This window comes from Pedosphaera parvula Ellin514 (assembly GCF_000172555.1).
Classification (GTDB): domain Bacteria; phylum Verrucomicrobiota; class Verrucomicrobiia; order Limisphaerales; family Pedosphaeraceae; genus Pedosphaera.
In genome coordinates, this window is sequence record NZ_ABOX02000016.1 from 100,779 (window position 1) to 117,158 (window position 16,380).

The following is a 16,380-nucleotide window of genomic DNA, read 5'->3' on the forward strand; positions in this document are numbered from 1 at the left end:
AAGTTCCACGTGGAGCAAATGAGCTCACTCATCCAGCAGAAATTCTTTGGCTGGCTACCCACGCCGCATCGCTCTGGCCAATGCCGCCACCCGCTTCGCATCCACCGGATTCGCCAGCTTGCCGCCCCTCTTCAATGACGAGCCGACGATAAATCCATCAGCCAGTTGAAGAAAATCCCCAGCGTTCTCCAGCGTCACACCGCTCCCGAGCAGAATTTTCGCTTCCGGACACGCCGCCCGCACGCGCCGCAGATCATCCAAGTTCACCGCCACGCCTGTGCCGGTGCCGGAAACGATCAACGCATCTGCCAACCCGCGTTCAATGGTATCCTTCGCAGAGTCTTCAATCGTCCAACTGCCCAATGGCACCGCATGCTTCACATGCACATCCGCAAAAACCTGCGTTCCGGGACTGATTGCCTCACGATAACGCATCGTGTCGTAAGCATTTCCTTCAATCAAGCCCTGGTCGGTAAGCATCGCGCCGGTATGCACATTCACGCGTACGAAACTGCCGCCACACGCTGCGCACAATCCCAAAGCAGCGCGTGCATCATTGCGCAGAACATTAAAACCAATCGGCAGTTTCACTGCCGCCCGCACCGCACAACCGAGCGCCGCCATCGCCGCCACGGTCTCAGGCCCGACCGCCGACTTGGTGAAGGGAACGTCTCCAAAATTTTCGATGAAAACCGCATCCGCTCCGCCCTGCTCATAACTGCGCGCATCCGCGACCGCTTTTCTGGCAACCGCCCCGATGTCACCCTGCCACCGCGGCGCGCCGGGTAATGGTCCCAGGTGAACTACTCCGATAAGCACCTTGCGACGAGAATTGAAAAGCATCACTGTTTGTCTCTGATTTTTACCGGCGCGGCAAGTCCACTTCACCGGTTGTCTAGGGCGGACGCATCTTAATGCCGCTGCAATCCGGCGTAAAAACACTAGGTTTGCGAATGCCGCAACTCCGAAATCCTGCCATGGCTAATGCGTCACCAATAGAAACTGCCCTGGACCAATTAAATAATCGAACTGGCATGACGCACAATAAAATACCCTTATTGAGAGCGGGCAATAAGGGTATTTTAGAAATGGTTGAACTCTGTGTCGAGAGAAAAGGTATGACAGCAAACATTCTGAGGGGAGAACCCATTTAGATGCGTCCGCCCTGACCGGTTGTCCACTTTAGCGTTACTGGGCGCGGCAGCTGAGTAACTTTTAGGTTAAGGAGCGCGGGTTAATTACCTGCACAGATGATGCAGATTGCTTACTGAGTTACTCCGCGCAACTCCAGCAACGCGGCCAATGCGGCCGCGCTTTCCGCCTCCTTCTTGCTCTTACCGCGTCCATGCGCCAGTTCCACTCCGTTGTGTTGGACTATGCACTCAAAGACGCGGTCATGATCAGGGCCGCTCGTTGATACCACGTTATATTGTGGCGCTTCGGAGGATTTAGCCTGCAACAGTTCCTGTAATTCGCCCTTTGGATTTTCCAACGCTGGCAAGGCCGAAATTTCAGCCAGCATATCGTGAAAGCGTGCCAGCAGAAACTTTTCAACGGCTTCAAAACCGCCATCCAGGAAAATGGCGCCGAGCAGCGCTTCAAAGGTGTCCGCCAATGCGGATGGCCGCAACCGCCCGCCGTGGGCCTCTTCCCCGCGACTTAAAATCAGGTGAGCCCCAAGATTCAATGCGCGCCCCTGTTCGGCCAGTGCTCGTCGATTCACCAATTTGGCGCGCGCCTTGGTAAGGGGGCCTTCGCCAAAATCAGGAAATTTACTGTACAATTCATGGGTGAGAACCAGTTGGAGCACAGCATCACCCAAAAATTCCAGGCGTTGATTATGCTGAACCGGCGTTCTTTGTTCGTGGGCAACTGAAGGATGGGTCAACGCCAATTGTAACAGCTCAATCTTCCGAAAGGCATAACCCAGAGCCGTTTGTAGGTTGTTAAGGTCAGGCACAAGTTAGATTACCGTTATGACATCATCGTCATTTCAGATGGTTTGCCAACCGCCACTGCTTACTCGTCCTCGTCGTCGTCCTCGCAGTTTTCACTCGCTGACGACGACCAGGCCGAAGTTCCAGCCGGTCATTGTTAGGTTCGCTGACTTATTTTATCAGGTCACGGGTGATTCTTCCACTTTTTGTATTTCGGAACTGGTTTCAGCGGGAGAGTTTACGGGCGTTTCACCAACTGTAGCCGTCGCTATAGTTTCCGCTGGTTGTTCGGTTGGCGGCGGGTTCAATCCATGTTCCAAAAGCTGGGCGACATCTTGTTGCACTTCCTGTAACTGCGTGAGTTGCAGGTTGGGGTCCACGATCGTAAATATGTCACCGGTCTTCGGTTGCTCGTAAACAAACACTCGCAGGCCATCGCGCATGAACTGCTCTTTCACCTTTAAAAGACGTTTGCGCTCCAGCATAACTGCCAAAATGTATCCCGCGGGAATATATTTTGGATCGTTCAACTCTATCAATTTGCGCAGCAACGATTCGGCGCTGTCTTTTTGGATGGTCTCGGCCTGCTTCACCGGGGCGTGATAAACACCATGCCAATAGGAAATAAAACCCTTCTTTTCCCGGGCGCCATCGCCATACTGGCTCTGCCAGCAGGCCTCGCAAATGTCGTTGCGCTTCAGCTCCCGCTTGTCATCAAACAACAGCGTATGGTACGCCTCCTTGTCGGCAAATTTTTTGCCGCAGGTTTCACACGCGTGCGCACGGGATTGTATGTTCCACTCGTTCATCAAAATTTTTCAGCTTTTCCGGTTACGCCTCCAGTTTAACCCCAATCACCTGAGATTCCAGTCATTATTAATGGTCTCACTGATGAAAAAAGGTTGGTTTACCCCTATGAACTGCCACGAACGCTCTTGCGCCCCGATATTCTCCAGCGATAAAATTGATTTATTGCTTGGCCGTAAGGTCAACAGCCATCACGAATAACAGTTGGCTTTTCTTCCAGGCGCGAAGTGAATTACACTGGCCGCCGCTTGATTATGAAATCATTAAACAGTCGCAAGCATTTGCTTGCCGCCATGCTGCTGCGCACCATCCTCCTCTTTGCGCTTTCGGATTTCTTCTTTTGCTCCGCGCAGGCTGCCGAACTCGATCCCAGCCCGCTCACACTCACCTTCTGCTGCTCGGAAACCAATGACCTTTATCAGGCGCTGGTAAAAGGTGGCGCTCAATATTCCCGTTTCGATCAAGCGGCCGACGCCTTCGAGCATGCCCAACCTAACTCTGCCGTTCTTATTTTGGCCGACCATTATCCCAACGAAACGACTCGTTTGGAACCTGATGAACTGACACTTGCACAATCCAAACAACTCCATCTGTACCTTGAATATCCGGGTCCGATGACCGGTCTGGAAGTCGCCACACCCCGCAACACGGTTTGGGAACGCGGCATTGTCTCCAGCGATGCCTTTGGGCCGACGCTCCCCAAACTCAGGCTGCTCGCCATTCATGATTGCCATTTTACACCGCTGACTGCGACGAATGCCTGGATCATGGTGGGTAGGGTCGCCGGCTATGACACGGCCGTTTACGGCCTGCCCAAGGAGGTATTTCCGATCCTGGCAGAATTCCCTGACAAGCGATTGTTGGTGGCCACCACCAAGCTGAGTGGCTTCGTCACTGGCCGTTATGCCCCGTACGGCAATTGGGAAACTGTCTGGCAAACCATTCTCGCAAAATTGGATCCTCAGACGAACACCCACAAAATGGTCTGGTCACCCACGGTGGTTCCCGCTTTTGGACCCACCGAGAAGCTGCCTCGCCATTTAGAAAAACAAGCATTCGACTCTTATGCGAACTGGATCCCGGCATCCCGGTTGCTGGTGACGCCGGAACGCAAGGCAATCGTGGAGAAAACTCTGTCTGCTGGCGGCGAAACCATCGAGACGCCAGGGCCAGAATCGCATCCTGGTGATGGTTCATTGGGCATCCTTGAGGGTTATGCCTCAGGGATTCGCTACGACGGCAATCAACTTCAACGCCTGCCGCTGCGGGCGGATTGCAATACCGACACTGCCATGGTTCTGGCTTTGGATTACTCCTTGAATGGGAACAAGAACAGCCGCAATACGGCGAGCAATTTGCTCGACTACGTTTATTTCAATTCCGGCATGTGCGGCGGCGTGCGAGCGGACCCGAAAAGCGGGGCGTTTGGTTTGATCGGTTGGGGAGCCATTGCCCCGGCCTGGCTGGTGGCCAATTATGGCGATGACAATGCCAACGCGATGCTCAGCACCATGGCCGCTTCCTCCTGCTTGAAAAATGATCATTGGGATGAAATGCTCATGCGCGCACTGCTGGCCAACCTGCGCACGACCGGCAAGCTCGGCTTCCGCGGTGATCGCATCGACATCCCCGCGCTGGAACAGCAGGGCTGGAAACCATTTCACGATTCCACCACCATCAATTACTCCCCTCATTTCGAGGCGTTTTTATGGGCCTGCAACTTGTGGGCCTACCGGCAAACCGGCTTTGCTCCGTTCCTCAACAAGGCCACCAATGCCATCTCCATGACCATGAAGGCTTATCCGGACGGCTGGCGCTGGCAGGACAATATTGAACGCGCCCACATGTTACTCTGCCTTTCCTGGCTGGTGCGTGTGCAAGACACGCCACTGCATCGCTCGTGGTTGAAAATGGTCGCCACCGATTTGCTGGTCCATCAACGCCCCTCCGGCTCGATTCATGAATGGCTGAGCGGCAAGGGCGGAGACCACGATCGAATCCCGCAATCAAACGAAGCCTACGGCACCGCCGAAACTCCGCTCATCCAACAGAATGGCGACCCTGCCAGCGACCAGCTTTACACCACCGGCTATGCCCTGCTCGGATTGCATGAAGCCGTCGGGGCGACCGGCGACAAAGACTTGAAGAAAGCCGAGGACAAACTGGCCGAGTTCCTGTGTCGCATCCAAATTCGTTCGGCACGTAATCCCTACGTAAACGGCACGTGGTTCCGCGCCTTCGATGATCAGCGCTGGGATTTCTGGGCCAGCTCCGCCGACGCCGGTTGGGGCGCCTGGTCCATCGAAGCCGGCTGGGGACAAACCTGGACCGCGGCCACGCTTGGTTTGCGCCAGAAGAAAACCACCTTTTGGGAGCTAACTTCCAGCAGCAGGATCAAAACCAGGCTGCAAAAGGTAAAAGCCGAGATGTCGATGCGGGACGAGGATTTTTAATCGTATCCCTCGTCGCACGAGCTTGTTAGATAAGCATCTTACGCAAAGATGTAACATCTTTATTACACAAAAGACTAATTGATTACGTCGCCAAAGTATGAAACTTTTGGGGATATGCCCAATTCTTTTCTGGTCCGTAATGTCAGGATGCGCATACGCTGCCTGGTTATCATGGCGGGGCTTTGGTTTGTCCTGGCAATTTCCTCGCCAGCCCAGGAATTTCGGGCCGCGTGGGCTGACGTCTTTCACGTCGGCATGGGCAGCCAGACGGAAGTGAACAACATGGTTGCGACCTTGGTTTCCGGTCACTACAACGCGGTCATAGTTCAGGTGGTCGGGTACATGGATGGGATCGGCGTCAATTCGCATGGCGCCCACTGGAAATCGAACATTCTACCTTGGTCGCCTCGCGTTACCGCCGGCTTTGATCCGCTAGCGGCTCTCTGCGCGCAGGCGCACGCAAACGGCATTGAAGTTCACGCCTGGCTTGGTGGCAGCGCCGGCGCGATGTATCGCGTTTCCACCGCTTGGCCGCCCGCCGGAAACGCGACATTGACTGCTCACCCTGAGTGGTTCATTGCGCCCCTGGCGAATAGCGAAGGCGGTGCTCCCGTGCTTGTGGACGGTAATTACGATCTGGATATGGGCTCTCCCGATGCGCAGGAATACATCGTCAGCATCGTGCGCGAACTGGTGACCAACTATCCGATCGATGGCATCAACTGGGACGATGAGCTTAACAACGCGGGCTACGCAGCAGGCTTTGGGTATCCCGCTCTCAGCCAGACCAATTATCCGAACTCAGGCCTGGGCCGTTATCGAAGAAATACCGGTTATGTCGGCACCCCGCCCAATACTGACACCGCCTGGTCCAACTATCGCCGCCGCTTCAAGAACGAATTAATGGCCCGCGTTCAGGCTGAGATACAATCCATCAAAACCAATCCCCGCCAGCCATTGCGTCACACCTCGGCGGCGCTCGCCTACAGCCCGTATCCGACTTCCTGCACCTTCGCTGGGTTGGTCCCTTACACCTATTTCTGTGATTGGGCTGGCATGCTGCAAAACGGTTGGCTGGATGCCGTGATTCCCCAAACCTACAGCCTCGGCACATTTACTAACTGGGCCAACTTTAGCGCTTCGTGCTGGCAATATAACCGGCAGATCTTCCCTGGTATCGGCGCCTATCTCAACACCAATGCCTCCATTGCCAATATGATCGGTTACACCCGCAGCATTGGACTCAAAGGCAACGCGATTTATTCCTATGGCGTGCCCCATACTAATTTTGTCCCCGCCGAGAGTGACTGGTGGGCCTATGCTGCCGCGAATGTTTATACCAATATCGTCTCCACTCCCCCCATGCCCTGGCGGAATCCTGCCACTGCCACCGAAGGAATCGTGTGGGGACGCGTCAAAGATAACAACACCGGCCTCTATGTGGACGATGCCACGGTGACGGTGGCCGGCGGGCCTACTGTGAAGACAGACGGCAACGGCTATTACATCGCCACGCTGGTTCCTGCCACGGCAGGCGGCACGGCGCATTCAGTGACCGCCAGCAAAACTGGAAACGTTCTGCAGACGACCAATGCCATCGCTTTGGCTGGGGACATAGTCCGCTACGATCTACTGCTCAATATAGTTCCCAGGCCGGCTGCACCGAGTGGTTTGACCGCAACGGCTCTGAGCATTTCGCAGATTAAACTTACCTGGACCGACAATGCGACCAACGAAACCGGTTTTGTCGTCGCACGCGGCACGGCTTCCGGCGGCCCCTACACGGACATCGCCACACTCGCGCCCAACTCCGTTGTATATACGAACAATGGCCTAACCAGTGCCACGACGTACTATTACGTTGTGCGCGCTACGAATGCCGTTGGTGCATCCACCAATTCAGCCCAGGCCAGCGCCAGCACCTTCGTGAATCCTTTCCCGGCGATTACCGGCCAGCCGCAAAACCAGACCGTCGTCATAAGCAACAGTGCCACTTTCTCGGTAACGGCATCTGGTGCGGCTCCGCTCAGTTATCAATGGCGTTTCAATGGCATTGCAATTTCCGGTGCCAACTCCAGCAGCTTGACCTTAAACTCCGCTCAATATTCCAACGGAGGAAATTATTCCGTGACGGTGAGCAACACTCTTGGTTCTGTGTTGAGCTCCAACGCTACGCTGACCGTGCTGACCGCACGACCCACGATCCAACTCACGAACATCTGGAACATCCAGGCCGGTTCGCGCACTTACGTGACTTCCGGCAACACCGAGCGGGGCATCTGTATCAATCCGCTCACCGGCCACGTGTTGCTCGTTAGCCGCTCGGCGCAAATTTCCGGCGCCCTCGGAGTATTTGTACTTGATGGCAATACCGGAGCGCAGGTTGGCACCATGAACTTAACGGGTGTCAGCAGCTCCGCCACGTTTGTGCTGAACAAAATTGATGCCGCAGCTGATGGTGTGATTTACGGTGGCAATCTCACTACTGCGAGCGGCACGTCACCCTTCATCATTTATCGTTGGTCCAGTGAAGGAACGGCTCCCACAGTCGCTTATTCCGGCGCTCCCGACAGCGGAACAACGGCCCGTTGGGGCGACAGCTTTTCCGTCACGGGGGCAGGTGTGAACACGCGGATTGTGGTTTCCGGTTCCAGTGCGACGAACGCGGTTTTGTTCACCACCAGCGACGGCACAAATTTTATCGCAACCGTGATCAATCCGGCTGCCCCGGTGGCGGCGGGTGAATTTTCACGAGGCCTGCACCTGCTTGGGACCAACACGTTTTACACCAAGAACCCCGGCTTCAATGCGTGTAAACCTTATAACTATAATGTTGCTGCCAACAGCGCTTCGACGAGCAGCGACATTGCGCCGCTGGATACGAGCATGCTCGCTATTTCCGTAGTCACGAATTACAGCCTGATCGCCGGCGTTGTCGACGACAACAGCATCAATACCTCCGGGCATAGCGTGAAAGTTTACGACATCTCAGCGCCGGCTTCGCCAGTGGTTGTTTCGAATTTTAATTTCCTGGCTTTTGGTTCCGGCACGAACAGCAGTAATTCCAACTTTGGCGCAGGGATTGATAGCGATGGCACGCGGATCGTGGCGCTCGACACGCAAAATGGCGTGGTCGCCCTGCAAATCCTGGTGAACAACCCGCCGCCGAGAATTAACGCATTCGCCGTGTTGCCGGCCAATCGCCGGCAATTTCAACTGAACGTTGATCCTGGAACCTTTGTCGTGCAGGGCAGTTCGGATTTCAGCAACTGGCTTGATCTCGTGGTGACTCGCACGAACGGAATTTTCGAAGTGATCGATCCAGTGACAAATTCGCCGACGCGCTTCTATCGCACGAAAAACTAAAAACCTTGGGCTTTCGTTACGCCGCCGGGGGATATAACGACTTTCCCCGACCGCACCGGAGAAGCCAATCTTTTGGTCTCCTGTTTCATGGCTCCTGTCGCGCTTGGTGAAACCGCAAGGGATCGTTGGTGGACCCATCGTCAACAAACTGGAACATGCCATTATTTACGATGCTGGCAAAGTCGCCGCTCGAACTGGCTTTGATATTTGCCTACTGCACTGACCCGTGCAGTTCCGTGCTCCAAAACTTGCTCCCTTGTACCCGCCCAGCGTAATCGCGTGGGATCCGCTGCTGGCTAATCAATGAATTCCATTACAGCCTTGTCCGGTACCAGTTGTTGTACGAACCTTCGGCCAAGGTTTGGCCGGTAAGTGGCCCATAAACATCATTGGTCGACGCCAGCGGTTTGGTGGCGTTGGTCCAGTAATAGGTCGTGCCGTTCATGTGAGTCGATTTGCCGACAAAAGAGTTTTGCCAACCGCTCAAATTCACATTTGAGCAATTAATGCAGGCACTGGACGCCCCTTCCAGGCCGGAGGTTGACAATGATAATTTGCGGCATCACCGCCTCGCACCAATAGCCAAATTCCCTATACGGAGAGGAAGAATGGCCGCGTTTTAATGATGTGAACAGGCGCATGGGCAAGGAATTTGGTCGGCCAGTGGGACCGAACGGTGGAGCAAAGCTGCCATGCCCGAGCGGCATTGTTGGCCAGTTTCCGGCTTTCCCATTCACCCTCGGCATCAAAAAACGAAACCGTCCGCCCCTTTATTGAAAATAGAAGAAGCGGGAGCGATTTCACTCGGTATGTCGATGCCATCCGAGTGTGTGTAACCAAAAATCAAAATGCCCGCTGCATGGGCATGATTGACCAGTGTCGCGGTGAATTCAGGAGAACTATAACCCCCCACTGAAGTCTGCCTCACCCTTGCCGGCCTTGACGATGAGGTAATGAATTCCCAGGCTCTCGTAACACAACATCAGGCTCGTTTCGTTGGTTACACTGGCAAGATTTCCACCGAGGTTATTGGTGGCGGAGCTCATGAAATAATCCCACTCGCCCTTCCCAAGGTTTGCCGGGTCGATGCCGTCATCGCGGAGGACCGCAAATGCGGGCCTGATAACCAGGAACGACACGATCGTTATGGCTGTCAATGTGAACAACCTGCGAGAAAGACATAAGTACTATAACCCCACCTGAATACAATGTTTCTCCATTCGATGGTGGTTGGACTTATGTACAGAGGAAAGGAGGGTCCAAGCGTCACTGCTTGGACCCTCCCTAATCCAGGTCGTCCCATTCTCCCAGCTATTTGGCCTCGGTCGCTGGTTCTGCCATCTGTCGGGTTCTGAAAAAGTTCACCGACGGATTGGATGCTGCAGTATCGCTGAGGTCGATCGTTCCGTTTGTGCTCACCACGGCCCCCAACTCCACCCACTTCACCAGGTCGGATGATCCCTCGATCATGTAAGTAACGCCCGGGGTGCCTGCGATGGTTAAGTGCACCCGCGTGTCTGGCAACACGCTCATCATTTGAACATCTGCCTGATTCTTCTTCGCGATTGTGAGCTCCGCATTGGCACTGGTAATGGAACCTGCCACGTTGCTTATCACCACTGAGTAGCTGCCTGTATCTTTCTTTTTGACCTTTGAAACGGTGTAGCTGCTGGCGGTGGCACCAGGAATTGGCGATCCGTTGAAGCTCCATTGATAACCCATCAGCGCCGTGCCGGTGGCCGTCACACTGAAGGTGACATCGCCGTTTATGATAACAGCCTGGCTTATTGGCTGCTGAGTAATGCTCGGAGGAACATTGACAACCAGACTCACAGTCGAACTTGTCACGCTCCCGGCAACGTTGGATACCACCACAGCGTAACTGCCCGCATTAGTTGTTTGCGCATTCAATACACTGTAGCTGCTGTCGGTAGCGCCAGCGATTGGTAAACCATTGAATCTCCATTGATAGCCCATCGGGGCTGTGCCGGTGGTCGTCACGCTGAAGGTGGCAGTACTGCCCTTGATGATAGTCTGGCTGACCGGCTGCTGCGTAATGCTTGGAGGAATATTGACGGCCAGACTCACAATTGAGCTCACCACGCTTCCGGCAACATTGGATACCACCACGGCGTAACTGCCCGCATTACTTGTCTGCGCATTCAATACACTGTAGCTGCTGTCGGTAGCGCCAGGGATTGGTAACCCGTTAAAGCTCCATTGATAATTCAGCGGCGCCGTGCCCGTGGCAGTCACGCTGAAGGTCGCATTGCCACCAATGGTTACACTCTGGCTGATTGGCTGCTGGTCAATACCAGCCGGAATATTAACAGTCAGACTCACAATTGAGCTCGTCACGCTCCCCGCAACGTTGGATGCCACCAGCCAATACTCGCCTGCCTGGTTGGGTTGCGCATTGGCCAGTGCAAAGCTGCTCTGTGTGGCGTCCGCAATCGGAGCACCTGCGAACCACCACTGGAATGTGGGGGCGGGAGATCCATCGGCAGCCACGGTGAAGGTTGCATTGTTGCCTACAGTAACAATCTGGCTTACAGGCTCCTGTGTAATGCTCGGGGGTATATTGATGGTCAGACTCACAATCGAGCTCGTCACACTTCCGGCAACATTCGCTACCACCACGGCGTAACTGCCTGCATTATTTGTTTGCGCATTCAATACACTGTAGCTGCTATCGGTGGCGGAACTAATCGGTGCCCCGTCAAAAATCCATTGATAACCCATCGGTGCCGTGCCCGTGGCCGTCACGCTGAAGACTGCATTGCTGCCGATCGTAACACTCTGGCTTACTGGCGGCAGGTCGATGCTGGGAGGAATATTGACGGCCAGACTGACAGTCGAGCTCGTTACAGTTCCCGCCACATTGGATACCAACACTGCATAGCTGCCAGCGTTGTTGGTTTGGGCATTCACTATGGTGTAGCTGCTGTCGGTCGCACCAAAGATCGGCGCTCCATTGAAACTCCATTGATAGCCCAACGGCGCTGTGCCGGTGGCCGTCACGCTGAAGGTCGCATTGCTGCCGATCGTGACTCCATGACTTATGGGCTGCTGGGTAATGCTTGGAGGAATATTGACGGCCAGGCTGGCAATCGAGCTCGTTACACTGCCGGCAACATTGGATACCACCACGGCGTAACTGCCCGCATTATCCGTTTGCACATTTACCATGGTCAAGCTGCTATCGGTCGCGCCAGCGATTGGCAACCCATTGAAAGTCCATTGATAACCTAGCGGCGCCGTGCCTGTGGCAGTCACGCTGAAGGTCGCATTGCCACCAAGGGTCACACTCTGGCTGATTGGCTGCTGGGCGATGCCAGCAGGAATATTGACAATTAAACTCACAATCGAGCTCGTTACACTCCCAGCAACGTTGGATGCCACCACCCAGTAATCACCGGCCTGGTTGGGTTGCACATTGACCAGCATATTGGTGCTATCGGTTGCGGTGGCAATGGGAGCACCCGCGAACCACCACTGGAATGTGGGAGCGGGAGCGCCGGTCGCTGCCACGCTGAAGGTGGTATTGCCGCCCATGGTGACAGTCTGGCTCACTGGCTGTTGCGAAATGTCTGGAGGAATATTAACGGTCAGACTCACAATCGAGCTCGTCACACTTCCGGCAACATTCGATACAACCACGGCATAACTGCCTGCATTATTTGTTTGCGCATTCAATACACTGTAGCTGCTGTCGGTGGCGGAACTAATCGGTGCCCCGTCAAAAATCCATTGATAGCCCATCGGTGCCGTGCCCGTGGCCGTCACGCTGAAGACTGCATTGCTGCCAATCGTGACACTCTGGCTTACTGGCGGCAGGTCGATGCTGGGAGGAATATTGACGGCCAGGCTCACAGTCGAGCTCGTTACAGTTCCCGCAACATTGGATACCAACACTGCATAGCTGCCAGCGTTGTTGGTTTGTGCATTCAATATTGTGTAGCTGCTGTCGGTCGCACCAAAGATCGGTGCTCCATTGAAACTCCATTGATAGCCCAACGGCGCTGTGCCGGTGGCTGTCACGCTGAAGGTCGCATTGCCGCCAAGGGTCACACTCTGACTTACTGGCTGCTGGGCGATGCCAGCCGGAATATTAACAGTCAGACTCACAGTCGAGCTCGTTACAGTTCCCGCAACATTGGATACCACCACGGCGTAACTGCCCGCCTTGTTGGTTTGGGCATTCAATATGGTGTAGCTGCTGGCACTGGCACCAATGATTGGCGCTCCATTGAAAGTCCATTGATAACCTAGCGGCGCTGTGCCTGTGGCAGTCACGCTGAAGGTCGCATTGCCACCAAGGGTCACACTCTGACTTACTGGCTGCTGGGCAATACCAGCCGGAATATTAACAGTCAGACTCACAATCGAGCTCGTCACACTCCCGGCAGCATTGGATGCCACCACCCAATAATTGCCTGACTGGTTCGGTTGGGCACTCGCCAGCGCAAACGTGCTATCGGTTGCGTCTGCAATTGGCGCTCCTGCGAACCACCACTGGAATGTGGCAGCCGGAGATCCATCGGCGGCCACGGTGAAAGAGGCAGGATCGCCTGGATTTACGACCAGGCTGACCGGTTGCCCGGTGATGGATGGAGCGGCGTTTAGATTTAGCACTGCATCGGCACTTTGTGTGCTGCCGCCTGGATTGCTCACCAGCACAGTGTAAGTCCCCGCATCCGCGAGCTGCACATTTGAGCGTACATAGGTGGCATTAGTCGCACCGGGAATGTTATTCCCATTGAATTGCCATTGATAGGTCAGTGGCGCGGTCCCTGAAGCTGTCACCGTAAACACCACATTGGTCCCCGGGTTCACAGTCCCTCCCAGTGGCTGGGATGTGATGGTGGGAGGTGCAGGCTGTCCCACGTACACGAACTTGATCGCATCAGCCATGACTTGCAGCCCATTCGCGATGGGGGAAGCGTCGCTAATCTTTACACTGCCGTTTGTTCCCGCCTGGAAGTAAACGGTTGTGAGCGGATTAAATTTGCCACCCGCCACACCACCGCCCACCGCCTGATTCACAAAATTGGTGAGCACACCACCAGAGAAAGTAATTATATGTGGAGTATTCGTTGATCGATTGCTTCCCTGCGGATGGGTTTCAAAAATCTGGTAAAGCCCGGCCTGGATAATTGTTGGCTTGTAAAGCAGAGAATTGGCTCCGGTACCAACTGTGCGGAAACGATAATCGGCACCAAATCGATCCGTTGCAGTGGCATTGGTGCTCCACGCGCCAACGACAGTTGCATTCGTGTTATCAACAATGATATCGGCCACGAAGCCAGCAGGAATATTAACCGTCAAACTCGCATTCGAGCTGGTCACACTTCCGGCAACGTTGGACACCACCACGGCATAAGTCCCTGCGTTATTCGCCTGTGCATTTACTATGGGCAAGCTGCTATTCGTCGCACCAAAGATCGATGCCCCATTGAAAGTCCATTGATAGCTCAGCGGTACCGTGCCGATCGCCACCACACTGAAGATCACATTATCGCCATTCGTGACAATCTGGCTTATCGGCTGCGCGGCAATAGCTGGAGGAGTAGTAACGGTTAAACTCACAATCGAGCTCGTCACACTCCCTGCAGCATTGGATGCCACCACCCAATAATTGCCTGCCTGGTTGGATTGCGCACTCGTCAGCGCAAACGTGCTATCGGTTGCGTCTGCAATTGGCGCTCCTGCGAACCACCACTGGAATGTGGGAGCCGGAGATCCGCTGGCGGCCACGGTGAAAGAGGCAGGATCGCCTGGATTTACGACCAGGCTGACCGGTTGCCCGGTGATGGATGGAGCAGCCGTTACGTTCAGGATGGCATCGATACTTTCTGTACTGCCACCAGGATTGCTTGCCACCACGGTGTAAGTCCCCGCATCCGCCACCTGCACATTCGCGCGCACATGCGTTGCATTGGTGGCACCGGGAATATTATCCCCGTTCAATTGCCATTGATAGGCCAGTGGAGCCAGTCCCGAAGCAGCCGCCGCAAACGTTACACTGGAACCGGGGCTCACAGTCGTTCCAATGGGCTGGGCAGTGATGTTGGGAGGTGCAGGCTGCCCCACGTACACGAACTTGATCGCATCAGCCATGACCTGCAGGCCGTTAGTGCTGGTGAAGGCATCGGTAATCTTTACACTGCCGTTTGTTCCCGCCTGGAAGTAAACGGTTGTGAGCGAATTAAATTTACCACCAACCACACCACCGCCCACCGCCTGATTCACAAAATTGGTGGCCACCCCACCGAAGAAAGTAACTATATGTGGAGTATTCGTTGATCGATTGCTTCCCTGCGGATGGGTTTCGAAAATTTGGTAAAGTCCGGCCTGCGTAATGCTGGGGTTGTAGACCAGAAAATTGGCGCCGGTACCAACGCCACGGGACCGATAATCGGCACCATATCGATCGGTTGAACTTGTCCCGGTGGTCCAGGTGCCAACCACCGCGGCGTTTGTGTTATCAAGAATGATATCGGGCACGAAGCCTGCAATCCTGGTGGTGAAAGTGAAATCTCCCGAATAGGTGACATTGGTGCTGCTGCCAAGTTTCGACCGGACACGGAAGTGATAAAGATTGGTTTGTGTCAGACCGCTAATAATCATTGTGTGGCTGGTCGACAGTATGGAATTAGAACTTGAATTCGAATATGCTGGACCACGACCATAATCCACAATGCTGTCCGCGTTTGAATCAGAAACCCAGGTAATCGTAGCGGAAGTATCGGTAATGTTGGTCGCCTGCACACGATAAACAAACGGAGCAACCGGTTGCTTGTCTCCGATGCTGTTCGTGCGTATGGCATCCCACATTTCTGTAGCATGCAATTCTGAGCGAAAGTAATTAATCGACTTGATACCTGCGGTTATAGGGCTCGCTCCGATTTTTGCGAAATTGCAAAACTCAGTGATTTCCGCCGCCGTCACAGGGTCAGTTCCAGGAGTATAGCCTTGAGCCACTGGAGCAATCGGCTTGATGGCGTTTCGGTTCGTGCCGGTCAGGCTGTTCTGCCAGTTTTGCCATTCCGTTGCCAGATCACTCAAACACTGGGTGGGGGTAATGTCGAAACTCTTCCAATAAGCCTGGGGCATTGCTGCATCAGAATAGATGCCGAATTTGGAGTACGGAAACGTGCTGTGAAAGTGGATATACATTTGCGGAGAATAACCCAGGAACCGGTTGGGAAAGGCAGCCTTGATCGGCTGCAGCAACTGCAATGCAGCAGTGTCGTTATTAGGCAGTATCTGGCTCTCCCATTCCTGCTCCGCATCAATAACATAGCCGTCCGCCCCCAGACTGATTGCGTTCGTAATGATCGCAAGTTCTCCCGGAATATTCGTTCCGAATGAACGGGTGTAGCCAAAAATTTTCAGACCCGCCGCATGGGCGCTATCAACAACGTTTGAGGCGAATTGAGGACTGGCGCTGGAGGGATAAAGGTCCGAACCATCTCCTGCCTTGAGGATGAGATAATTCACCCCCTGGCTTTTCTCGTAAGCCATCAACCCGTCCAGGCCACCATGCTGAGAAGTAGCGTTTGAGAGGATGTAAATCCAATCTCCCTTCCCCAGGTTGGCGGGATCAATCCCGTTCTCCAGAACCACGGCTCTGGTTTCAGAAGTTGCCAGGGCAAACAATAAACCCAGGACAAACAACACGCCTCGCATTCTGCTGCCACACCCACCCAATTTAACGTCAGTCATATTCACTCTTCTTTTTTTCTTCTTCTCTTTTTTCTTTTTCACTCACGCTTCTGCCAGTCTTCCCTTACCGGCAAAAGCGCGAAAAATTA

8 protein-coding genes are annotated in these 16,380 nt (G+C 54.3%); 2 read left to right on the top strand and 6 right to left on the bottom strand.

The window, feature by feature from the left end:
• Positions 1–54 precede the first annotated feature (54 nt).
• The 3 genes from CFLAV_RS14500 to CFLAV_RS14515 form a co-directional block, all read right to left on the bottom strand.
• Complete coding sequence (locus CFLAV_RS14500) at positions 55–843, bottom strand: BtpA/SgcQ family protein (RefSeq protein ID WP_007415503.1); 789 nt, start codon at positions 841–843, stop codon at positions 55–57.
• Between the two features lie 421 nt (positions 844–1,264).
• On the bottom strand, positions 1,265–1,960 hold the full coding sequence (rnc, locus tag CFLAV_RS14510) for a ribonuclease III (protein WP_007415505.1): 696 nt from the start codon (positions 1,958–1,960) through the stop codon (positions 1,265–1,267).
• Between the two features lie 156 nt (positions 1,961–2,116).
• Positions 2,117–2,746, bottom strand: a complete 630-nt coding sequence (locus tag CFLAV_RS14515; RefSeq protein ID WP_007415506.1) for a hypothetical protein — start codon at positions 2,744–2,746, stop codon at positions 2,117–2,119.
• 252 nt (positions 2,747–2,998) lie between these two features.
• Between CFLAV_RS14515 and CFLAV_RS14520 the strand changes: the two genes are divergently transcribed.
• Together CFLAV_RS14520 and CFLAV_RS14525 are read left to right on the top strand one after the other, a co-directional pair.
• Positions 2,999–5,197, top strand: coding sequence for a hypothetical protein (locus CFLAV_RS14520; protein ID WP_007415507.1), 2,199 nt, complete (start codon positions 2,999–3,001; stop codon positions 5,195–5,197).
• A gap of 114 nt (positions 5,198–5,311) precedes the next feature.
• A complete protein-coding gene (locus tag CFLAV_RS14525; RefSeq protein WP_007415508.1) occupies positions 5,312–8,563 on the top strand; it encodes a family 10 glycosylhydrolase in 3,252 nt (1,083 codons plus the stop codon).
• 313 nt (positions 8,564–8,876) lie between these two features.
• Here the strand turns inward: CFLAV_RS14525 and CFLAV_RS36955 are convergent, their stop codons facing one another.
• The 3 genes from CFLAV_RS36955 to CFLAV_RS14540 all read right to left on the bottom strand — a co-directional run bounded on the left by CFLAV_RS36955 (position 8,877) and on the right by CFLAV_RS14540 (position 16,291).
• On the bottom strand, positions 8,877–9,008 hold the full coding sequence (locus CFLAV_RS36955; RefSeq protein WP_007415509.1) for a hypothetical protein: 132 nt from the start codon (positions 9,006–9,008) through the stop codon (positions 8,877–8,879).
• Between the two features lie 454 nt (positions 9,009–9,462).
• Positions 9,463–9,720 (bottom strand): hypothetical protein, encoded by a 258-nt coding sequence (locus CFLAV_RS14535; protein WP_150107423.1) that lies wholly within the window; start codon positions 9,718–9,720, stop codon positions 9,463–9,465.
• A 154-nt stretch (positions 9,721–9,874) separates the two neighbouring features.
• On the bottom strand, positions 9,875–16,291 hold the full coding sequence (locus CFLAV_RS14540; RefSeq protein ID WP_007415511.1) for a beta strand repeat-containing protein: 6,417 nt from the start codon (positions 16,289–16,291) through the stop codon (positions 9,875–9,877).
• Positions 16,292–16,380 lie beyond the last annotated feature (89 nt).

Excerpts from the sequence above, each read along its gene's own strand:
- CFLAV_RS14500 (WP_007415503.1), bottom strand. The coding sequence starts at position 843 with ATGCTTTTCAATTCTCGTCGCAAGGTGCTTATCGGAGTAGTTCACCTG.
- CFLAV_RS14515 (WP_007415506.1), bottom strand. The coding sequence starts at position 2,746 with ATGAACGAGTGGAACATACAATCCCGTGCGCACGCGTGTGAAACCTGC.
- CFLAV_RS14520 (WP_007415507.1), top strand. The coding sequence starts at position 2,999 with ATGAAATCATTAAACAGTCGCAAGCATTTGCTTGCCGCCATGCTGCTG.
- CFLAV_RS14525 (WP_007415508.1), top strand. The coding sequence starts at position 5,312 with ATGCCCAATTCTTTTCTGGTCCGTAATGTCAGGATGCGCATACGCTGC.
- CFLAV_RS36955 (WP_007415509.1), bottom strand. The coding sequence starts at position 9,008 with ATGAACGGCACGACCTATTACTGGACCAACGCCACCAAACCGCTGGCG.
- CFLAV_RS14540 (WP_007415511.1), bottom strand. The coding sequence starts at position 16,291 with ATGACTGACGTTAAATTGGGTGGGTGTGGCAGCAGAATGCGAGGCGTG.